The sequence below is a fragment of the Thalassotalea euphylliae genome (genome assembly GCF_042682785.1).
GTDB lineage: Bacteria > Pseudomonadota > Gammaproteobacteria > Enterobacterales > Alteromonadaceae > Thalassotalea_F > Thalassotalea_F euphylliae.
Genome location: NZ_JBHUIB010000001.1, coordinates 1260879 through 1281827 on the forward strand (window position 1 = coordinate 1260879; position 20949 = coordinate 1281827).

18 protein-coding genes are annotated in these 20949 nt (G+C 42.6%); 5 read left to right on the top strand and 13 right to left on the bottom strand.

Annotated elements, in window-relative coordinates:
* Nucleotides 1-73 precede the first annotated feature (73 nt).
* Both ACFSJY_RS05730 and rpoH read right to left on the bottom strand, forming a co-directional pair.
* Entirely contained in the window at nt 74-2689 is a 2616-nt protein-coding gene (locus tag ACFSJY_RS05730; protein ID WP_386032026.1) for a TonB-dependent receptor, read from the bottom strand.
* 336 nt (nt 2690-3025) lie between these two features.
* Nucleotides 3026-3889 carry an RNA polymerase sigma factor RpoH gene (rpoH, locus tag ACFSJY_RS05735; RefSeq protein WP_386032028.1) on the bottom strand — a complete coding sequence of 288 codons (864 nt, stop codon included), beginning with the start codon at nt 3887-3889 and terminating at the stop codon, nt 3026-3028.
* 261 nt (nt 3890-4150) lie between these two features.
* On the opposite strand from rpoH, the gene ACFSJY_RS05740 reads away from it, so the two are divergent.
* Nucleotides 4151-5362: an EAL and HDOD domain-containing protein gene (locus tag ACFSJY_RS05740; RefSeq protein ID WP_386032030.1), complete on the top strand. Its 1212-nt coding sequence runs from the start codon at nt 4151-4153 to the stop codon at nt 5360-5362.
* On the opposite strand, the gene ftsX is transcribed toward ACFSJY_RS05740, so the two are convergent.
* The 3 genes from ftsX to ftsY form a co-directional block, all read right to left on the bottom strand.
* Entirely contained in the window at nt 5359-6333 is a 975-nt protein-coding gene (gene ftsX, locus ACFSJY_RS05745) for a permease-like cell division protein FtsX (protein ID WP_386032033.1), read from the bottom strand. The two genes, ACFSJY_RS05740 and ftsX, sit on opposite strands and share 4 nt — an antisense overlap.
* Complete coding sequence (gene ftsE / locus ACFSJY_RS05750; protein WP_386032035.1) at nt 6334-7026, bottom strand: cell division ATP-binding protein FtsE; 693 nt, start codon at nt 7024-7026, stop codon at nt 6334-6336. It lies immediately after the preceding gene.
* A gap of 100 nt (nt 7027-7126) precedes the next feature.
* The gene (gene ftsY / locus ACFSJY_RS05755; RefSeq protein ID WP_386032037.1) at nt 7127-8350 is read right to left on the bottom strand and encodes a signal recognition particle-docking protein FtsY; all 1224 of its coding nucleotides are present in this window, start codon (nt 8348-8350) and stop codon (nt 7127-7129) included.
* 132 nt (nt 8351-8482) lie between these two features.
* Between ftsY and rsmD the strand changes: the two genes are divergently transcribed.
* Nucleotides 8483-9073 carry a 16S rRNA (guanine(966)-N(2))-methyltransferase RsmD gene (gene rsmD, locus ACFSJY_RS05760; protein ID WP_386032039.1) on the top strand — a complete coding sequence of 197 codons (591 nt, stop codon included), beginning with the start codon at nt 8483-8485 and terminating at the stop codon, nt 9071-9073.
* 35 nt (nt 9074-9108) lie between these two features.
* Here the strand turns inward: rsmD and ACFSJY_RS05765 are convergent, their stop codons facing one another.
* From ACFSJY_RS05765 to ACFSJY_RS05780, 4 genes are all read right to left on the bottom strand, one after another.
* On the bottom strand, nt 9109-9873 hold the full coding sequence (locus ACFSJY_RS05765; RefSeq protein ID WP_386032041.1) for a CPBP family intramembrane glutamic endopeptidase: 765 nt from the start codon (nt 9871-9873) through the stop codon (nt 9109-9111).
* Nucleotides 9874-9878: 5 nt separating this feature from the next.
* Nucleotides 9879-10472 carry a YjaG family protein gene (locus ACFSJY_RS05770; protein ID WP_386032043.1) on the bottom strand — a complete coding sequence of 198 codons (594 nt, stop codon included), beginning with the start codon at nt 10470-10472 and terminating at the stop codon, nt 9879-9881.
* Between the two features lie 76 nt (nt 10473-10548).
* Nucleotides 10549-12273 (bottom strand): hypothetical protein, encoded by a 1725-nt coding sequence (locus tag ACFSJY_RS05775; RefSeq protein WP_386032045.1) that lies wholly within the window; start codon nt 12271-12273, stop codon nt 10549-10551.
* Between the two features lie 160 nt (nt 12274-12433).
* A complete protein-coding gene (locus ACFSJY_RS05780) occupies nt 12434-13183 on the bottom strand; it encodes a SapC family protein (RefSeq protein ID WP_386032047.1) in 750 nt (249 codons plus the stop codon).
* 209 nt (nt 13184-13392) lie between these two features.
* Here ACFSJY_RS05780 and ACFSJY_RS05785 point away from each other — a divergent pair, with 209 nt between their 5' ends.
* A complete protein-coding gene (locus tag ACFSJY_RS05785) occupies nt 13393-14238 on the top strand; it encodes an EamA family transporter (RefSeq protein WP_386032049.1) in 846 nt (281 codons plus the stop codon).
* Nucleotides 14228-14542 (top strand): hypothetical protein, encoded by a 315-nt coding sequence (locus tag ACFSJY_RS05790; protein WP_386032051.1) that lies wholly within the window; start codon nt 14228-14230, stop codon nt 14540-14542. The genes ACFSJY_RS05785 and ACFSJY_RS05790 overlap by 11 nt, the downstream gene beginning before the upstream one ends.
* A gap of 21 nt (nt 14543-14563) precedes the next feature.
* On the opposite strand, the gene ACFSJY_RS05795 is transcribed toward ACFSJY_RS05790, so the two are convergent.
* The 4 genes from ACFSJY_RS05795 to ACFSJY_RS05810 form a co-directional block, all read right to left on the bottom strand.
* A complete protein-coding gene (locus tag ACFSJY_RS05795; protein WP_386032053.1) occupies nt 14564-14968 on the bottom strand; it encodes a hypothetical protein in 405 nt (134 codons plus the stop codon).
* Between the two features lie 139 nt (nt 14969-15107).
* Nucleotides 15108-16739, bottom strand: coding sequence for a glucose-6-phosphate isomerase (gene pgi / locus ACFSJY_RS05800; RefSeq protein ID WP_386032055.1), 1632 nt, complete (start codon nt 16737-16739; stop codon nt 15108-15110).
* 238 nt (nt 16740-16977) lie between these two features.
* Nucleotides 16978-18810, bottom strand: a complete 1833-nt coding sequence (glmS, locus tag ACFSJY_RS05805; RefSeq protein ID WP_386032057.1) for a glutamine--fructose-6-phosphate transaminase (isomerizing) — start codon at nt 18808-18810, stop codon at nt 16978-16980.
* A gap of 27 nt (nt 18811-18837) precedes the next feature.
* The gene (locus ACFSJY_RS05810; RefSeq protein WP_386032059.1) at nt 18838-19599 is read right to left on the bottom strand and encodes a DeoR/GlpR family DNA-binding transcription regulator; all 762 of its coding nucleotides are present in this window, start codon (nt 19597-19599) and stop codon (nt 18838-18840) included.
* An 89-nt stretch (nt 19600-19688) separates the two neighbouring features.
* Between ACFSJY_RS05810 and ACFSJY_RS05815 the strand changes: the two genes are divergently transcribed.
* Nucleotides 19689-20897: a murein transglycosylase domain-containing protein gene (locus ACFSJY_RS05815; protein ID WP_386032061.1), complete on the top strand. Its 1209-nt coding sequence runs from the start codon at nt 19689-19691 to the stop codon at nt 20895-20897.
* Nucleotides 20898-20949: the final 52 nt, after the last annotated feature.

Genomic DNA, 20949 nt, shown 5'->3' on the forward strand with positions numbered 1-20949 from the left:
TTTTAAACACAAGGATCAAGCCAAATAAAAAACGGCAGCTTCAGCTACCGTTTTTTTTAAACATGCGTTTAGATTAGAACGCTAACGTTGCTTTAACAAAGAAGTAACGCCCCATAACATCATAGGTATAAGGATCAGTATTAGAGTCATTGTTACCTGTGTAATACGGTGGCTCTTTGTCGAATAGATTATTGACACCGCCAGTAAACGTTAGTGATTCAGTCGCGTTATACGTGCCAGACATATCATGATATACAACACTTGGCGTGTCTGGCGCATAACATGCTGATGGGTCGTCTACACATGCCGCGCTGTCCATACCGCTGATATAACGAGCCTTGTACTGTGCCGACCAATCGTTACCCGACACATTCAATGTAAGGTTTGATTTAAGCTCAGCATAACTACCTATACCACCAGTGATTAAGCCCGCATAGTCCGTCGTTTGGCCGGTAACTTCGACTTCATATTCATCAAGGATTGAAGTATCTAAGCTCGCTCTCCAATCTAAACCAGCTGCAGCAAAGCTATAAGCAAAGTTCACGTCAAAGCCAGAGATGTTTTCTGCACCGATGTTTTGTAATTGGTTGTTAAAGTAAACTCGACCAGACTGATCCATACCAATTTGCGCTGACTCGCACAGTGCTGAGTCTTGATTAATTGGCGTCCCATTAGCATCCAAGCAGTTATCAACAATGTACTGGCTGTCAACTTCGGTAATCGCGTTATCAATGTCCGTTTTGAAATAGTCTACGGTCACAGACAAGCCGTCAACAAATGATGGCTCGTATACAACACCCATAGTGAAAGTGTCTGCTTCCTCTGGTGTTAGGTTTTCATTACCACCAACGGTTACCTCGGCTTGTGATTGATCCGTCGCAGGGTGAGAAATTTGTTCAAACGATGGTGATGCGCCGCCGTATAACTCATCTACTGTTGGCGCACGGAATGCAGTTGACGCTACAGAGCGTACCATTAGCTGATCGTTTAGCTTCCACGTTAAACCTAGCTTCCATGTTGAATCACTGCCAAATGTTGAATAGTCGAAGTAACGAACCGCTGTACTTAGCTCAACACTCTCTGCAAAAGGCATATCTGCCAACAGTGGAAGCGCAAGCTCTAGGTATGCTTCATTAACATCGTAGTCACCGCGTGTAGGCTCAACAATAGGGTCATTGGCTAAGCCTTGTGATGTAAGAGAGTCAGGTACGTACCACGCTTCATCACGACGATGTTCGATACCAGCGGCAAAGCCAGCATAACCCGCAGGCATTTCAAACAATTCACCCGCTAATGATGCAGACAGAATTAACGTTTCACTACCACCGGTATTTTGTTCTGTATAAACGTATTGCCCCAAGTTTTCTTGTTCCCAAGAAGCAGGGTCTAGCGGATTAAAATTACCTTCGTTGATGTCTTCTTGAATGGAGCCCATGTTATGTAAATTAGCGAGACGATCAACAGAGTCGTTTCGACCAAAGTTAACCGCAGTGTCCCAAGACCAGCCATTATCCAACTCACCTTCAACACCCAATACTACGCGGAACGTATCCACAACTTGCTCAAACTTACGTTCGCCTGTATCTGTCATACGACGACCATAAGAGAGCGAGTCACCGTATTCTAGGCCGTGTTCTTGAAGAGAATCACCCATCCATTCTTCGTAGGTAAAATCAAACCATACAGGTTGAGGAGCCATCTGTTGCTCAGACCAACGCTTTGTGTACATAACTTCTGTAAATAAAGTGCTGTAGTCAGACAGCTCGTATGTACCGAGCGCTGTAACATTGAATTTTTGCATCGGGGTGTAAAGGTATGAGTCAGCAGAGTAATTATACTTGTCATCATCACCGAATTCATGCCAGCTACCATCAGGATTTCCTTGCAAGCTCTCGCCATCAGGTCCCCAAATGTGGCCATTAGGTGTATAACTTGAACCACCACAATAAAGTTCTATTTCACCATTCTCGCCAGTACGTTCTGAAATAGGGCAATCACTGAAACCTCGATCAGCTTGGCTGACATCACCACGGTCCATATATTGAACACCAACAACAATGTTACCTTTGTCGAACGATGTTCCCATCGTTAAGTCGATAGCGACTTCTTCGCCATCACCTTCGCCAGATACACCACCTGAAGTACTAAGCTCAAGACCTTCAAAATCGCGCTTTAAGATGATGTTAACTACACCTGCTACGGCATCAGAACCATATACTGCTGAAGCGCCATCTTTTAGTACTTCAACACGTTGAATCATGGTCACTGGGATAGTATTTAGATCGACAGTCGATGCAGCACCCGTGCCCGAATTAATCATACGGCGGCCATTAACAAGCACTAAGGTACGTTGAGAGCCCAAACCTCGTAGATTGATCGATGCATTACCACCAGAACCATTATTAATACCAGGATTAGTCATGGCGCCGCTAGCAGCGGTCGTTTTTTGCAATAGCTGATCAATTGATGTTACACCTGATGCTGATATTTCACTCGCATCAATAACTGTAACTGGGCTGGCGGTTTCCATATCGGCACGTTTAATACGTGAACCCGTGACTTGTATTCTTTCAACTTGCTCTACAGAGGTATCTTCTTGAGCATAACTTGGGAAAGCAAAAGCAACGGTACTCGCTGCCCCTGCAAATAATGCACTTTTGATTGCGGTGCTTAACTGAGATGATTTCACAACAACTCCTCTCTAACTTTAAAACGATAATATTTATTGGAATGCGTATGGCAGTTGCTCCGTTCTGCCTGCCCCGATAATGCGGTAGGGTTTTGCAAAAGTTCGTTTTAAAGTGTGCAGTTCTGTATTGCTGTGTAATGCTTTTGTAATCAGGTGTAACCCTGATAGGTATTGCGTACAAAATGATTACATTTCAACGTCGTGAATATTGTGTCGCGATGAAACTGCAGGTCATTAACCTGTCAAAAATTGTACAATCGTGGTCGGGTTGGTGTATTTCAGACATAAAAAAAGCCAACACTAGGTTGGCTTTTTATTTAGTCGAATCAAGCTCGTTTAGAGGCTCATCGCATTTTTGAGTTTACCCAATGCGTTTTTCTCTAATTGGCGAATACGCTCTGCTGATACTTGGTATTTGTCAGCAAGCTCTTGTAACGTTGATTTATCGTCATCTAACCAGCGGGTGCGAACAATGTCTTGGCTGCGTTCATCTAATGTGATCAACGCTGATGCCAGTTTTTGGTTTGCATGATCTTCCCAGTTTGCTTCTTCTACCGATGTAGCAAGGTCAGATTGCTTATCTTCCAAAAACTGAGCTGGCGCGAAGTTGCCTACACTGGCGTTATCATCGTCATCTGACGTTAAATCAAACGCTTGGTCTTGGCTGCTCATGCGTGATTCCATCTCAAGTACGTCTTTCGTACTTACACCTAGCGTTTCAGCTACCGTGTTGACTTCATCATGACTAAACCAACCTAAACGTTTTTTATTCTTGCGAAGATTAAAGAACAATTTACGTTGTGCTTTAGTTGTTGCCACTTTCACGATGCGCCAGTTTTTAAGCACATATTCATGAATTTCAGCTTTAATCCAGTGCACCGCAAATGACACCAGACGCACACCCACTTCAGGGTTAAAGCGCTTAACCGCTTTCATCAAGCCAACATTTCCTTCTTGGATAAGATCAGCTTGTGGTAAGCCATAGCCAGAGTAGCTTTTGGCAATATGTATAACAAAGCGTAAGTGCGACATGATCAACTCTTGCGCTGCATTAAGATCGTTTTGACCATGTAAACGAGTCGCAAGCTCTTGCTCACGCTCTGCACTTAGCACAGGGATGCTGTACGCAGACTGGACATATGCGTCAATGCTGCCACTTTGTGGAACAGTTAAAGCCATTGATTGCATTGATTCACTCATTGAAAAACCTCGTTTTACACTTGAAACCGCCTAACATATTTAGACAGTCGGCTCGCGATAATATCACGTCTTTTGATGTGATGCGACCCTTAAAAGTTCGATGTAAATAGACCGTTAACGATCCGAACTTATTTCAAATTTATTCAAAATAAGCTGTACATCATACTCATTGATTGGTTACATAAGTATGACAATACGTATCTATACTCATTAATGTATCAAACATTAGACCGCGGTAATGTGGCAAAAAGGTAATAATTTGTGTATTCGTACTTAGCACGACAACCTATTCTTAATGCCAAACAAGAGCTGATTGCTTACGAGCTCCTATTTCGCGATGGACAAAGTAATTACTTTCCCAACATAGATCCAGATCAAGCGACGTCTAATATTCTTACCAATAACCATTTAACCATGGGGGTTGAGCAAGTCACAGGCAATGCAACGGCGTACATAAACTTTCATGCAGACACTTTGATTCGCCACTTTCCAAGCTTCTTAGATCCACAAAAAATAGTCATAGAAATACTGGAAGACGTGCCAATCAGTGATGAATTGTTAGAGGCGTGTAAGCAGTTAAAGGAAAAGGGCTATACATTAGCGCTTGATGATCATGATTTTGATCCTAAATGGGATGTATTTTTACCTTATGTCGACATTATCAAAGTTGATGTACTGGAAATTTCTGTCATCGATATTAGCCGCTACATTAACCGTATTAAACATTACAACAAAACCCTGCTTGCTGAGCGAGTTGAGACTTCACGTCAATTCGAGCAATTAAAATTGCTTGGTTTTACGCTTTTTCAAGGTTACTTCTTTGCCAAACCAGAAATGATGAAGCAAAAGAAAATATCCACCACCAAGCACAATATTTTGGAGCTAATTAATCAATCAAGTCACGCCAGCTTAGACTTTGATGCCATTAACGATATTTTTAGTATTGATCCAGGACTCACTTATAAATTGCTGCGCTTTATCAACAGCCCCATGTATGGTCGCAGTCAAGAAATAACCTCTTTGAAGCACGCACTCATTTATATAGGTGAGGTAGAACTGAAAAAGTTTATTGCTTTGCTAGCACTGAGTGATCTCGCACAAAATAAACCAACAGAAATTATGAGATTGTCGCTCTTTCGCGCAAAGTTTTGTGAACAAATCGCGCAATATTTACATGATAGTGAAAACCCACCTAAAGCGTTTTTAACCGGTATGTTGTCATTAATCGACGGTATTTTGGATTACGATATTGCTGAAGTAATCAATATTTTGCCAATTGACGCAGAAATAAAGTCAGCATTGCTGGGCGAGAATATTTACTTAACCAGTTACTTAGATTTAGCAAAGCATGCTGAGCAAGGTCGATGGTTGCACTGTGAAAATATCAGCAAGCAATTTAACATACCTAAAGAGGTTTGTAGCCAGGCACATCAAGATGCAATGGCCTGGGCTGATACCATGCTCAATGACTAATCAGCTGTAGGCTCTATCGCTTTAATGTGCTGCCTAACCGATAAATAACTACCGATTAACCCCAATATAATTGCAAACGCCATTAAACTCATGTTTTCACCAAAAGAAAGCGTTTGTAGCTTGAAGCTCGATTGATATAGCTCTGTTAACTCTGTCATCGCGCCAGAGAGGTAGTGGGCAAGTGTGAAAATGGTGATATTAGCGACCAAGCCTCCCAATATGCCATACCATACACCCGCATACATAAACGGACGCTGAATAAAGTTATCAGTCGCGCCAACAAGCTTCATCACTGCAATCGCATCTTTTTGATTCAAAATAGCGAGCCGGATGGTATTACCAATAATTAAAATAACCGAAAGGCATAGCAGTAACGCAACGGCTAAAACGATATCTTCGAGCAACCTTGCCATTGCCTCTAAACGTGTCAACCACTCCAGGTCAAGTTTACCTTGGTCAACTTCGCGTTCTTGTTCAAGCTTATTGAGTAACTCGCTGGCTGCTTGCGTTTGCCCAGCACGTTTTGTTGGCGTGACTAATAAAGTTGCCGGTAGCGGATTCTTATTAAGATAGGCAAGAGCTTCGCCAAAGCCGGAGTTTTCTTTAAAGTCGTTTAATGCCTGCGCTTTTGAGATAAACGTGACTTCTGATACTTCTGGATATAAGCGTATTCGAGCCGCGAGTTTTTCTCCATCGTCATCACTGACTGTAAGTTTTAAAAACAAAGTAATTTCAGAAGCTGAGCCCCATTGAGCAACCACTGAATTCGCATTCTTGACGAACAAATGTAACGTTGCAGGTAAAGTCAGGCTGATCCCTAACACCAAAACAGTCATAAATGTTGTAAACGGTGTACGCCAGACATCACCTAGACTGCCGATTGCTTGTTGTAAATGGCGCAATGGCACTGACGTGATTTTTTGTTTCAAGCTCACGCCATCTTGGCTATCTTTTTCTCTGATACTACTCATTTACATAGCCTCATCGGTCGTAAGGCCATCCACAATGCCGTCGGTGATCATCGTACCGCTTTTTAGTGTCAACGTGCGGTACTTCATGCGAGCAATTAGACCGAGATCATGGGTTGCAATTAGCACCGATGTCCCAACTGCATTAAATTCTTCAAACAAGCGAATAATATCAAGTGATAACTTAGGATCTAGATTACCCGTTGGTTCATCGGCAAGTAGTATAGGCGGTTTGTTAACAACAGCGCGCGCTATACCAACACGTTGTTGTTCACCACCAGATAACATTTTGGGGTAGCATTTTTGTTTATCTGACAGGTGGACCTTTTCGAGCGCGGCTTCCACACGTTTACGAATTTCTTTAGGGCTATAACCTTCGATAATCAGTGGTAATGAGACGTTGTCGAATACGGTGCGATCCATCAACAAATTATGGTTTTGAAAAATCATCCCAATTTTTCGTCGCATAAAAGGAACTTGTTTGTAACCCACCTTGGCTAAGTCCGTATTATTTATTTGGATGCTGCCTGAACTCGGCTTTTCCATCAGACTAATCAGCTTCAATAATGTACTTTTACCAGCTCCAGAATGGCCGGTTAAAAAGGCCATTTCACCTGCCGCCAGATTGAAACTCACATTTTTAAGGGCAAGGAAGCCGCCCGAATAGGTTTTGTTTACTTGGTTAAAGCTGATCATTGTTGTTCTTATAAAAAGGCCACGAATCAGACGTGGCCAAATATTGATGCAACTCTATTGTTATCAAGTATGTCGCTAAATGCAATTGCTTATATTGAAATTATTCTTTTGTGAATAACGCCTCAATAAAGTCTTCACTATGGAACGGACGCAGATCGTCAATACCTTCACCAACACCAATAAAACGAATAGGGATTTGATGCTTATCAGCGATAGCAAAGACAACACCGCCTTTTGCTGTACCATCGAGTTTAGTTAATGTAATACCGGTTAAATTAACCGCTTCATCGAATAGCTGTGCTTGGCTTAACGCATTTTGGCCCGTGCCTGCGTCAATGGTTAGCATCACTTCATGTGGCGCTGTATCATCAAGCTTTTTCATCACTCGCACAACTTTCTTGAGCTCTTCCATTAAGTGACCTTTGTTTTGCAATCGTCCCGCAGTATCTGCAATCAAGACATCTACGCCACGTGCTTTTGCTGCACTAATCGCATCAAAGATCACTGACGCACTGTCGGCGCCGGTATGCTGTGCGACAACAGGAATATCGTTGCGCTCACCCCATACTTGAAGTTGCTCTACTGCAGCAGCACGGAATGTGTCACCTGCCGCTAGCATGACTGATTTACCCTGAGCTTGCAGCTGCTTAGTTAGCTTACCTATGGTCGTTGTCTTACCTACACCGTTTACACCCACCATCAAAATGACATAAGGCGAGTCACTCTCAGGTATTTCAAGTGGTTGTGAAACTGGCTCTGCTAGCTTTTTCAATTCTAGTTTAAGCAAATCGTAAAGCGCTTCGGCATCTTTTAATTGCTTACGACTTGCAGACTCCGTTAGTGAGTCGATAATTTTCATCGTGGTATCAACACCAACATCAGCAAGTAACAAGTGAGTCTCTAGCTCTTCAAATAGCTCATCATCGATTTTCTTCCCACGGAATAAATCAAAGATGCCACCACCTAAGTTTTGGCGAGTTTTCGTTAGACTTTGCTTTAAGCGAGCAAAGAAACCTTGCTTTTCTTCTGCTGGCTCTGGCTCTGGCTCTGGCTCTGGCTCTGGCTCTGGCTCTGGCTCTGGCTCTGGCTCTGGCTCTGGCTCTGGCTCTGGCTCTGGCTCTGGCTCTGGCTCTGGCTCTGGCTCTGGCTCTGGCTCTGGCAGGACATTATCTGCAGCACTTTTTGGGGATTCAACAACTTCTGTTGCCTGTTCAACACTCTCAGTTACAGCATCTTGCTGCTCTTGTTGTTCTGCTTCTTGCGGTTGTTCTTTATCGTCACCGCCGAAACCTAGCCAGGAAAATAAACCTTTCTTCTTCGCCATGGTATATCGCTTCAGGTTGAGAATTAGCGCATATGAGATAGCTAATTCAGAGGATTAGGGATAAAATTGGCGGCTATATTATCATCTTATTAAGCGGCGACAAACCTGCGTCCTCAGATAAGTACTTAACACATGAATAGACCTCGCAGAGCCAAATCCTCTCAACCTCAAAAAGCCCATTCAAATATTCGCATTATTGGCGGCAAGCATCGTGGTAGGAAGCTGCCGGTATTGAATGCTGAAGGTTTGCGCCCAACAACAGATCGCGTGAAAGAAACCCTTTTTAACTGGTTGATGATGTCGATACACGACAGCCACTGTTTGGACTGTTTTGCAGGTGCAGGGAGCTTAGGGTTCGAAGCTTACTCACGAGGCGCTTCATCAGTTACGATGCTGGAACTGAATAAAGATGTAGCTAAACAGTTACAGGTTAACAAGCAGGCATTGAGCGCAGACACCATTAATGTGGTGACAGTAGATGCACTTCAATTCCTACAAGCGCCAAATAACAAGATTGATATTGCCTTTGTTGACCCACCGTTTCATCAAGGCTTGACGCAAAAAACTATCGATATGCTTGCTGCGGGCTGGTTAGCACCGGGAGCAAACGTCTATGTAGAACAAGAAAGTCAGTTGGTCGAACCTAGTGTTCCAGAAAGCTGGCAATTGATTAAAGAAAAAACGGCTGGGCAAGTGACATACCGTTTGTACGAAGTAGAGTAGGGCGTTAAGCCGATATTATTCTGCTCAAATACACGCTATGTAAACTGGTATAGCGCTACCATGGTCAACAAATTACACACACCATGTGCCCACATACATAGCACGACATTGCGGTATTTGATGCGCATCCAAGTAAAATAAGCACCCAGCAAGAACACCATGCAGATACCTACCATGGTATATTGGCTATGGATAGCAGCAAACATTACGCTAGTGGTCACTGCTGCACCTATAAGTCCAATTTTACTTTGCTCAAGTCGTGCAAACAAAAAGCCTCTAAACACCAACTCCTCTACCACTGGCGCTAAAATACATACGGTAAGTATCACAAAAGCGACTGAAACATCAGATGCCTTGATAGACATCATGAATGGTTCTTCTGGAAGTTCGAGAAGAATGCCCAATGCAGTAAACGCCAACCAAAAAAGCGTTGTCGACAAGATTACATAGCACATTTGTTTAAGCGATATCGGTGCGAAACTTAGCAGTGCTGAAATAGTGCGGCTATTGCTTTCGAAGAGGCTCCATTTACTGAAGAGAAAGACTGAAGGCACGACAAGAAAGTAAATCGTAAAAGTCATGGCCAGCATTACATCAACTTGCGCAAACCACGCGGACACGTTTTGAATATCTTCAACGCCAGCGTATATGCCAAACAAACTCCCAACGACAAACCCAGGCACTATAGCCAGAAATATAGCGTAGCAGATGGTCAATAAAATAGATGGGTGTTTTCGTTCCTGCGGCTGTGCTGGCGGCTCAATTTGTACTTCGGAAGGCACTGATTTTGGCTCAATCAAGACAGTTAACCAATTTCAATACCTAGGTTTGATATGCCTTCTTCAAGCACCATGTCTTTCGCCTGTTTGCAGGTTGCTTTATTTTCAGGCGAGTTTTTTAGGAAATCAAACAGTTCATTCTGTGTAGCAATTTCCCACTGCATTAACGGATACTGTTTAATATCTTGTTGACTAACGTCCTGCAGTTCGCCAAATTCCTCAAGTAATAACAGCTCAACATAATAACTGACACTGTTCTCTGATAGTCTCGAGACATTGCTGAACTCTTCAGCATCTTTACTATCAATCGCCTGCAACGTCGATATCATCGCCATACAAACATCTAAAGCAGGAAAGACACCAAAAAAATCAAACGCTTCGGGATCAGGAATGTGCTCTTCAAGTTTGCCAAGTTGCGTATCTAGGTTAACTTTCAGCTTTTGACTGCTTTCAAGTTTTTGCCATAGCACGTCTAGCTGTTGGCGGAGTACGTTAACATCGCCAAACTCAGCAGCCTGGGAGAACATTGCATAATTAGGCAGCATGCGCTCAAGCAATGCGCAACAAAATGCAGATTGTTGCCAAAGTGAAAGTTTGGAAAATGGCAAACGAATTGGCATAAGGCGTTATCTCAGAAGTCGAATTTTGTCGGCAAGTATAACAAAGAGAAAAAGAAAAAGGCGGTATAAACCGCCATTAGCCTTGAAGCTGTTTCTGCGCGTATTCAAAGCGCAGTCGATATTCGCGAATCTTATCTTCAAGCTCTTGCACTTCTTGCTCGTGTTTGCTGATCAAAGACAAGTTTTCATCACGGAGATACTTAATAGTATCGCGTGTATTGTTGTTGTCTTGTTCAAACTTATCTTTCGCACTCGCCAGCTTTTGCTGTGCTTGCTGTTCAGCGTCTGCCGCAGCTTGAAGCTTCTTGTCAAATTCACCTTGATTGTATTCAAGCGCCTCAACTTTTTCTGCCGCTTTTTGTAAGTCTTTTTCAGACTGAGCCACTTGCGCATTTAATGCTTCTATTTGCTCGACATACTGAGACTCACCCGCCGCTAACTGCTTCTCTAAGTCTGCGATAGTCGCCTGATCAGACTCATGCTGCTTCTGACCAATAGTCACTTGCTCAGTTAACTTAGCGGTCTGCTCTTTAAAGTCAGTGACATGCTGTTGAAGCACATCAATGTTACGCTGCAACTCAGACTTAGATGCCTGTAGCTTTTCAATTTGCTGCTGCTGTGATGACGCTTCAGCTTTAAACTTATCTACAATATCTTGATGTTGAGCTGTTAGCGTTTGTGTTGTTTTCTCAGATTCAGCTTTAGCTTCTGCTAATAACTGTTGATCGGCAGATAGTTTCGTTTTTAGATCATTATTTTCTGCATTAGCTTGTGCCAATGCCTGCTCAACTTGCGATTGCTTCGCTGTAAGTTCGTTAATTTGAGCATTTAATGCATCAGTTTCTTTGCTTTGTTCTGCCGCTGAGCTACTCGCACCCGCCAAAGCTTGTTCAAGCTCGTTAGCCTTTTTCTCACTGGTTTGCAGCTGTTGTTGCAGCTCGCTTACATTCGCCTGTGTTGTGGCTTGTTCAGCTTTCGCAGCATCAGTAGCTTGTTGTGCTGCAAGGACCTGTTGGTTCAGTTCATTATTTTCACTGACTAATGCTTCGAGTTTATCTTGAAGTGCTTGTTGTCCTTGTTGGTTTGACGACTCTGCATCTGATACTTGCGCTTGCAATTTTTCGATATCAGCCGCCAATTTTGCGTTCTGCTGCTCTGCAACAGAAAGTGCCTGCTGCGCATCATTGCTTTGCTGACCAAACTGCGATTGTGCATGCTCCAATGCAGATGTAGCTTCATTCAACTTTAAGTTAAGATCCGATATCTGCTGATTTTGCACTTCTAACGTAGCCGTTTTCGCTTTGTCAGCTTTAAGCAGGTTTTGAATTTTCTCTGAGTAGCCGCCATTTTCTTTGCTAAGGTCGGCAGCTTGCTTTTCTGCGCTCGCTAGTGCTGAAGTGTTTTCTTCAAGTGATTTGGACGCTGTAGCAAGTGACTCCTCAAGCTCACTAATTTGATCAATTTTCTCTTTGAGGGCTTGTTCTGTGTCCGAATTTTTAGCGGTATCAAGTTCCGCCATTTTCTTCACTTCAAGCTCACTAGCTTCCAGTTGAGACTGCAGTTGCTCAACTTGCTTTTGCAGTGACTCGGCCTGTTGGCTTGAGCTCGCTTCGAGTTCTTTCTGTTTATTTAAAGCGTCTTGATATAAAGCATGACTTTTTATGTCTTGCTCAGAGATAGGTTGAGATTGATGCGAAGACAAAATGTTCGCCATTTTCTCTTCAACCTGAATATATATTTCACTGGCTAGGCTTTGTATTTGTTCTTCCAACTCCTTGGAAAGTTTATTTTTATCTGCCATGTTTTCCTCGTTATTCACCACATAACTAAGCAATTACAGCTAAATTAGCACAGCTACGCTACGTTGTTAACTGCTATTGTTGTCTGCAACGCCTAAGTTTCTTCTGATTTACAGCCAATAAAAAAGGGCCCTAAGGCCCTTTGATGTATTGTGTTTGCAATTACTTGTTCACTGGCAGAATTTGTACGCCCGCTACTTTTTGGTCACTGCGCTGATTACGCAGTTGTACAAGACGGTTCAATTGACCCATAGACGCTAGCATTGAGTGAATAGGAATGAATAAACCGCGCTTGTGGAAAGCTAACACTTGCTCATCGCTTAATTCACGTAAACTTGCTTCTTTAACCGTATGGATGCCGACAATTTTCTTTTTCTCGCCATTCTCAAAGCCAATAACAAGTTCTAACTCTTCTAACAGGTTAGCTTCTTCCATTTCTTTGATGAAGCGTTCTGTCATTACTTCGCTCTCGTATAAACGTCCAAGCGTTTCTTCGATATTTTTTAATAGCTCAGTAGGCTCGCCAGCTTCATCAAAAAGTGGCATTTCTTTGTCTTCACCGACAAATTCGCTATCTAGGTCAACGCATGCTGTTAGTGTTTTTTCTTTCTCTGGATCTAAACCCAGTGAAAAAGGCACCATTCCCACGCTTTGTGGTGCGTACAAGCCTGTCCACTCATCACCATTTAGGAACAAGTTTTCGCCCGTTTCCAAGCCCAGCATAGCAACAGTGCGCTTACGGCCCGATTCTGGATCTTTTACGATGAAAACAGGGAAGCTATTAGACGCCTTAGCAAATTCTGGTGCAGTCACAGGCACAATGTGTTGACCTTCAATGTGTTTTAAGGTTCTTTTCGCTGCAACTTTTAAGTTCTGGTGTTGTTCTTTTTTGATAGGGGCTACATTCGCCATAACGTGAATCTCTTTTCTCTGAATACTACTTAATACCGAAATGGCATCAGCTTTTTTATTGTTAAGCTAGACATGGTGACAGATATTCTCGCTTTCAAGCGAAATAATGAGAAAAATTTACCATGAATTGAAATTCCTTTAGAAAACAGCAATTAGCTTGGGTTAAGCTTATGTGACAAGCGATACATTCATTCGATATTGGTTAAAAAGTGAAAGCATTACTCTTTGTTTCTGTGTTGTGGGCATTTTCTTTTGGTCTTATAAAAGGCCAACTTACCGGTGTTGACCCAACCTTAGTTGCAGCAATACGCCTATTGCTGTGCGCTCTTGTTTTCCTACCCTTTATTAAATTTTCCACTAACAACAGCTATAGTTTGAAGTTACTTGGGCTAGGTGCTGTTCAATTTGGCGTAATGTATTGGGCTTATATTCAGTCCTACCAATATTTACCTGGCTATTTAGTGGCAGTATTCACCATATTTACGCCCATTTACGTTTTTCTTGTCGCATCGATATGGCAAAGAAACTGGCAATTCTCCTCTTTAGTCCCTATTTTTATTTCGATTGTAGGGGCTGCAACTATTGTTTATCGGGCGCCAGAAGCAAATCAATGGCTAACAGGCTTTTTGATTTTACAATGCGCTAACATCGCCTTTGCATTGGGGCAGGTCGGGTATAAGTATCTTTCACAAAGCATTGACGCTGGTCACACTAATAGTATGGCTATCATGTATATGGGGGCGGCTATCTTTAGCGTAATTACTGTGCTTTTTACTGGCAGTTATAGTGGTATCCCTGACATTACCAAAGACCAATGGCTAGTATTATTATATTTGGGTGTAATTGCTTCAGGAATAGGCTTCGCTGCATGGAATTATGGCGCAAAACAAGTGAAAGCGAGCACGCTTGGCTTGATGAATAATGGTTACATTCCGTTCGCGGTTATATTTTCTATTACGCTATTTGGCGAACAAGCAGATATTGTTCGTTTAACTATTGGCACCAGTTTAATGCTGGTTGCTGCTTATTGGCTGGAAAAGCGCAATGCAACATAGACGGACTTTTATTGTAGGATTTATTGTCGCATTGGCTAGCTTTTTTGCTTTCGCTATGCCGCAAATTAAAACCGAATTTGGTCGAACTTTAGAGGGATTTGTCCGTATCAAAGTGATAAACGAAACCCCAAAAGAATTGGCATGCTACGTTGCCATAGATGGTAGAAAAATAAAATTTCGCTTGCCAGCATTAGCCCATTCAAAATGGTACAAAGCGACAGACAAGCGATACACAGTGAAAAGCTTTAGCACATGGTGTGACTACATTGAATTTCACCCAGAATACCGCAAGTATGTCTACTAGCGAGCATATTCATCAAACTACTTATTTAACGGCAACTTCGTTACCATTTATGACGTATACATTTTTTCCTTTTGGAATACCTGTACACTGTTGACCCGGTTGTGGACACCACGCATCAACGACATGTAAATCTTCACCTGCCTTGATAATGTATCGCCAGCCGTAAAGCGATTGCTTTTTCTTTTTCATCTGACTGCGTGCGCCGGCCAAACCGCCAACAATCTTCGCAGCATCATTGCCACTGCCACTGCCAAAGGCAGAGCCGATGCCAACACCAATTGCAGCGCCCAAAATTGGCTTACCGTCTTTACCTACCTGGGTATTAATAACCTCGGCTTTCTCAACCACACCTTCATAAACGGTCGACTGTGCCACAACGGTAGAGCAAACAAACAAGAGTGAAAGGGCAACTGCAATTTTTTTCATAACTGACTCCAACAGGTTGTCAAAAATTTAAGCGTTATGAAAAGGATAGTTGTTACAGCTTTGTAATGCTGTAAATATGTGTAAAAGAGTCGATAAGAAGTGTTAGCGCCCTCTATTGGGCGCTATTCTGATACGTTGACTACTTACGATTTCGAAATGCAGCAACAAGACCGTTTGTTGAAGCATCCATATCCAGAGATGACGACACGTCACTTATAGATTTGAGTACCTGATTACCTAACAACTTGCCTAGCTCAACACCCCACTGATCAAAGGAGTTAACCTGCCAAATAACGCCTTGTACGAACACTTTGTGTTCATAAAGCGCAATCAGCTTACCCAAGGTCTTAGGGTCCAACGTATCAAACAGCAGTGTATTGCTTGGCTTATTGCCAGGCATAGTTTTATGGCTGGCTAATGCATCAATATCTTTTTGGCTCTTACCTGCACTCTCCAAAGCCGCTCGAACCTCTACTTCAGTTTGGCCAGCCATGAGCGCCTGACTTTGACCAAAACAATTTGCCGCTAGCATATCGTGATGATCTGCTACGTCATGATGCGGCTGTAGCGGCAACATAAAGTCTGCAGGGATAACGGTATTGCCTTGGTGGATCAATTGATGGAATGAGTGCTGACCATTGGTTCCCTCGCTTCCCCAAATTATAGGCCCAGTATCATAATCCACCGATTGTCCTTCTTGCGTTACGCGCTTACCGTTACTCTCCATATCAAGTTGCTGCACGTAAGCTGGTAAGCCTCGTAAATAGTGATAGTAAGGTAAAAGCACGTGTGACTGGGCACCAAAAAAGTTGCGATACCAAATACCAAGTAACGCCATTAAAACCGGCATATTTTCTTCCAAAGGCGCAGAGGTGAAATGCTGATCCATTTCATATGCTCCTTTTAGAAACGCTTCGAAGTTGTCGTAACCAACAGCGAGTGCTAAAGGAAGCCCGATTGCAGACCAAACCGAGTAGCGACCGCCAACCCAATCCCACATTGGAAAAATATTGTCTTGGCTAATACCGAAAGCTTCTGCGCCCTCGATATTGGTTGAGACACAAGCAAAGTTGTGAATAACATCAGCTTGTGTTGCTGTTTGTAAAAACCACGCCTTAGCGGTTTCTGCATTGCGCAACGTTTCCTGTGTTGTCAATGTTTTTGATGAGGTCATAATCATCGTTGTTTCAGGATTGAGTGATGCAAGCACGTCCTGAATATGACAGCCATCAACGTTAGCAACAAAATGTACATTCAATTGCTTTTGGCGATATGGTTTTAACGCTTCAGACATGATTTTAGGGCCCAAGAACGAACCACCAATGCCAATACTGACAATATCTGTAAATGCCTTACCGCTGTAACCAACCTTTTTACCTGTCGATACTGCATCGACAAACAGCTTCATTTTTTCACGTGTAGCCTTGATTTCAGGCATGACGTCTTGACCATCTACCATCACCGGCGCATCACTAAAGTTTCGCAGCGCAGTATGCAAAACTGCACGTTGTTCGGTACTATTAATCGCATCACCACAGAACATTGCTGCACGCTTTTCTTCAAGTTTCATGGCTTTCGCCAAGTCGACAAGCAACGTTTTTGTTTCAGCGTTAATACGATTCTTGGAGTAATCTAAGGTGATACCTGCTGCAGTCAAAGAAAAGGCTTGGAACCGATTATCGTCATCCGAAAACAATGCATTCATATGCACTGATTTCATTTCTTGATAATGGCCTAAAAGACGTTGCCACTGAGCGGTATTCGTTAACATGTTAGTTCCCTAGTGTTCATTGCTGAGCATATTGTAGCGCATCTAAGACGCTGTAAACGCACATTTATTAAGTATAACAAGGGTATTTAGACGTGCGCGTCTCGTTGTAGTCAACCATTAAATCATCCAAAAACAGCAACAAAATGACAATTTGAGATTAATTAGGCAATTTTTGGCCTGTATTGTTAAACAGCAATAAAAAAAGCGCCATAAAGCGCTTTTTTTGACTATCGATACATTATTCTACCGTTACACTTTTCGCTAGGTTACGCGGTTGGTCTACATCTGTACCTTTTATGATAGCTACGTAGTATGAAAGTAGCTGAAGTGGCAATGTATAAACAATTGGCGCAATCATGTCGTCGCAATGTGGCACATTGATGACTTTCATGGTTTCATCACTTTCAAATTTCGCATCGTTATCAGCAAATACATACATCAAACCGCCACGAGCACGCACTTCTTCAACGTTTGATTTAAGTTTTTCAATCAAGTCATTCTTGGGTGCTACAACAATAACAGGCATTTCCGCATCAATTAACGCTAATGGGCCATGCTTAAGTTCACCCGCTGCATATGCTTCTGCATGAATGTATGAAATTTCTTTAAGCTTTAGCGCACCTTCCATTGCAATCGGGTATTGATCGCCGCGACCAAGGAACAAAGAATGATGCTTATCAGCAAAGTCTTCTGCTAAATCTTCAATCTCATCAGCTAACGCGAATGTTTCTTCAATTTTGTTAGGCAGAGTAATTAGCGCTTGAGCCATTGCTTTCTGATCAGCGTCACTCATGCCGTGATGTGTGCCCAAAGCCAACGTCATCATCATTAAACCAACAAGCTGCGTGGTAAACGCTTTAGTTGATGCCACACCTATTTCGGCGCCAGCTTTGGTCATAAATGCTAAGTCAGACTCTCGCACTAAGCTTGAACCTGGAACGTTACAAATCGTTAAACTTGCACGGTAGCCAAGTTCTTTTGCTAAGCGCAATGCAGCCAACGTATCAGCAGTTTCACCTGACTGAGATATCGTCACCAGTAGGGCGTTTTTAGGCACATGTGACTTGCGATAGCGGAATTCGCTGGCAATTTCAACGTTACATGAAACGCCTGCAAATGCTTCAAGCCAATAGCGCGCGACCATACCTGAGTGATAACTGGTGCCACACGCAATAATTTGTACGTGTTCAATTTCTTTGAAGATGTCATCAGCACCTTCACCAAATGTTGCTGTATTAAGCTCGCCACCCAATAAACGACCTTCTAGCGTGTTGCGAATTGCTGATGGTTGCTCGTAAATCTCTTTAAGCATGTAGTGACGATATTCACCTTTATCACCAGCATCGTGGCTGACTTCTGACTCTTTCGCCTCACGAACAACAGGGTTGCCATCGACGTCAAATATATTCACTTCAAAACGTGTAACTTCGGCAACATCACCTTCTTCTAAGAACGCGAATTTACGCGTAACTGGCAGTAGTGCCATCATATCTGAAGCAATAAAGTTTTCACCAAGGCCATAACCAACGACTAATGGGCTACCTGAACGTGCGACAACGACTCGTTCTTTGTCATTGGTATCCATGATCACGGTGCCATAAGCTCCGTCAAGCTTCTTAACCGCTGATTGCGCTGCTGCTAGTAACGTATCATGTGACTTTAATTCGTGATGAACAAGATGAGCGATAACTTCTGTATCTGTCTCGCTTACAAAAGCATAGCCAAGACCTGAAAGCTCAGCACGTAGTTCTTCATGGTTTTCAATAATGCCATTGTGAACCACCGCAATATTGTCACTTGAAACATGTGGATGAGCATTCGTTTCACTTGGTGCACCGTGTGTCGCCCAGCGAGTATGCGCAATACCTGTACCGCCAGACAATGGGCTTTCCGCAACTGCATCAGCTAATTCTTGCACTTTACCTAATCGACGAACACGTTGTAGCTGTTTGTTATCATCGATAATGGCTACACCAGCTGAATCATAGCCACGGTACTCAAGGCGTTTCAGGCCTTCCACCAAAATATCTACTACATCACGTTGTGCTACTGCACCTACAATGCCACACATAATGACTTCCTTATTTGCGTTAAAATGTTAGTCGGCGCATATCACTATAACGCCTTTACTTTCTATGTCTTGTTTGAGGTTGGCCGGCAAACCATTGTCTGTTATTAGCGTGTGTATTTGCTGCCAAGGTAATTCTAAATTTGGAATTCGACGACCAATCTTTTCTGACTCAACCATCACAATAACATCACGTGCAACGTTCGCCATTACCTTACTCAAGCCTATCAGCTCATTGAATGTTGTGGTACCGCGTTCGATATCAATGCCATCAGCGCCGATAAATAGCTGATCAAAGTCGTAAGACTTAAGCACTTGCTCTGCAACTTGACCCTGAAAAGATTCTGATGTTGGATCCCAAGTTCCACCAGTCATCAGCAACGTTGGCTCATTTTCTAGCTCGTTCAGGCGAGACGCTATTGCTAATGAGTTGGTCATCACCACTAACCCACGCTTATCGCTTAGGTGCTCCACGAGAGCAGAGGTTGTTCTGCCACTGTCTATAACAATACGATAGTGGTCTTTTATTAAAGATGCGGCCGCTTTGCCAATACATTCCTTTTGTTTCGAAACTTTTTGATTTTGTGGTTCAACAATTTCTCGTGGCAACGGCACCGCACCGCCATATCGACGCAACAGCAAACCGCTTTTTTCAAGCGCAGCTAGGTCTTTTCTTATGGTAACTTCCGATGTCTCAAAGCGTCTTGCTAAACTTTCTACGCTGACTTCACCAGCATCGTTGAGCTCAGAGATAATATAGTGACGTCGTTGTTGCGTGTTTCGTTTTGACACAAATCAAACCAAATAAGTTTCGTTTCGAAAGAATTATAGGTATCGTTTATTAAATGTCAACCTGAACCAGTCAATAGCTTCGAATCATTATGGCTGGTGTTTTTGATATCTTCACGGTAAAACTAAGGTTATCGCTTATTCCCTATATGTTAACTATGCAGCGCCTTTCCTTTATTTTTGTTCTCGTTTTTCTATTTGGCTGTAAATCAACATCATCTCTACATTCGGTAAAACACATCGAAGAGTTGGTAAAACAGGTTGAAAATAATCCTGAAGATATTGTATCGGTAATAGAAAAGTCGCAACAAAGTCATAAAGCAATTATTCGCGATGCAGAACAAGTAAAGCTAGCGCTAAAAGAGCTGAAACGAGTCGTTGAATCTATTTGGGGTAAGGAGGATACCGAGCTCCCTTCCAGTAAAAAGTATGTGAAATACAGTAATGACTACCGAGCGAGAGCTATCGTAGATTTTGAAAATGGCTCAGTAACGGTAGAAACGATTGCAAAAAAGAACCCTACTGATTTGCTCAAGCAAGCTATTACCCTGACCTTATTAACGCCTGCGGATCCGAGAAATACCGACATTTTCTCTAGTAGTGCGCCAGACCTTGGTGAGGAGCCATTTCTTTACAGGCAGGTCATTGATCAAGATAAACAAGCGATTAGGTATCAATGGCGTGCAAATCGTTTTGCAGACTATCTACTAAAAAATAATCTTATAAACGAGCCAAACAAGCATAAAGTCACCTTTAGTCTGGTGCCTCAACACCAGCATTTACGCCAATTACAGTATAGTGAGTTTGTTATTGCCTCAGCGCAGAAGTATCAAATACCTGCACATCTCATTTATGCGGTAATCGAGACAGAGAGTAGCTTCAACCCGTTTGCCGTCAGTTCAGCCAATGCGTATGGCTTAATGCAAGTAGTACCATCAACTGCCGGTAAAGATGTTTACCAAAAAATAAAAAACAGATCGGGGCAACCGACAAAGCAACAATTGTTTTCGCCTGAAACCAATATCGATATCGGTACCGCCTATTTGCATTTGTTAGACACGCGTTATTTAGCTTCTGTTAATAATAAGCAAAGTAAAACTTACACTGTTATTTCCGCTTACAATGGGGGAGCAGGGAATGTGCTTAAAACCTTTGATGCTAATCGAGATAGGGCTATACGCGACATTAATAGTCTGACTTCCAAATCAGTCTATTGGGCGCTTACACATAAACACCCTAAGCAGGAATCGAGGCGATACCTAGAGAAGGTGGCTCAAAAACAATCTAAATACCAGCAATAGCGTTGACAATGGTAAAAGACAATAAGATAGTATTTATACTATTTATTAATCA

Excerpts from the sequence above, each read along its gene's own strand:
- rpoH (WP_386032028.1), bottom strand. The coding sequence starts at position 3,889 with ATGAGTGAATCAATGCAATCAATGGCTTTAACTGTTCCACAAAGTGGC.
- ftsX (WP_386032033.1), bottom strand. The coding sequence starts at position 6,333 with ATGAGTAGTATCAGAGAAAAAGATAGCCAAGATGGCGTGAGCTTGAAA.
- ftsE (WP_386032035.1), bottom strand. The coding sequence starts at position 7,026 with ATGATCAGCTTTAACCAAGTAAACAAAACCTATTCGGGCGGCTTCCTT.
- ftsY (WP_386032037.1), bottom strand. The coding sequence starts at position 8,350 with ATGGCGAAGAAGAAAGGTTTATTTTCCTGGCTAGGTTTCGGCGGTGAC.
- rsmD (WP_386032039.1), top strand. The coding sequence starts at position 8,483 with ATGAATAGACCTCGCAGAGCCAAATCCTCTCAACCTCAAAAAGCCCAT.
- ACFSJY_RS05770 (WP_386032043.1), bottom strand. The coding sequence starts at position 10,472 with ATGCCAATTCGTTTGCCATTTTCCAAACTTTCACTTTGGCAACAATCT.
- ACFSJY_RS05775 (WP_386032045.1), bottom strand. The coding sequence starts at position 12,273 with ATGGCAGATAAAAATAAACTTTCCAAGGAGTTGGAAGAACAAATACAA.
- ACFSJY_RS05780 (WP_386032047.1), bottom strand. The coding sequence starts at position 13,183 with ATGGCGAATGTAGCCCCTATCAAAAAAGAACAACACCAGAACTTAAAA.
- ACFSJY_RS05790 (WP_386032051.1), top strand. The coding sequence starts at position 14,228 with ATGCAACATAGACGGACTTTTATTGTAGGATTTATTGTCGCATTGGCT.
- ACFSJY_RS05795 (WP_386032053.1), bottom strand. The coding sequence starts at position 14,968 with ATGAAAAAAATTGCAGTTGCCCTTTCACTCTTGTTTGTTTGCTCTACC.
- pgi (WP_386032055.1), bottom strand. The coding sequence starts at position 16,739 with ATGTTAACGAATACCGCTCAGTGGCAACGTCTTTTAGGCCATTATCAA.
- glmS (WP_386032057.1), bottom strand. The coding sequence starts at position 18,810 with ATGTGTGGCATTGTAGGTGCAGTAGCACAACGTGATGTAGTAGATATT.
- ACFSJY_RS05815 (WP_386032061.1), top strand. The coding sequence starts at position 19,689 with ATGGCTGGTGTTTTTGATATCTTCACGGTAAAACTAAGGTTATCGCTT.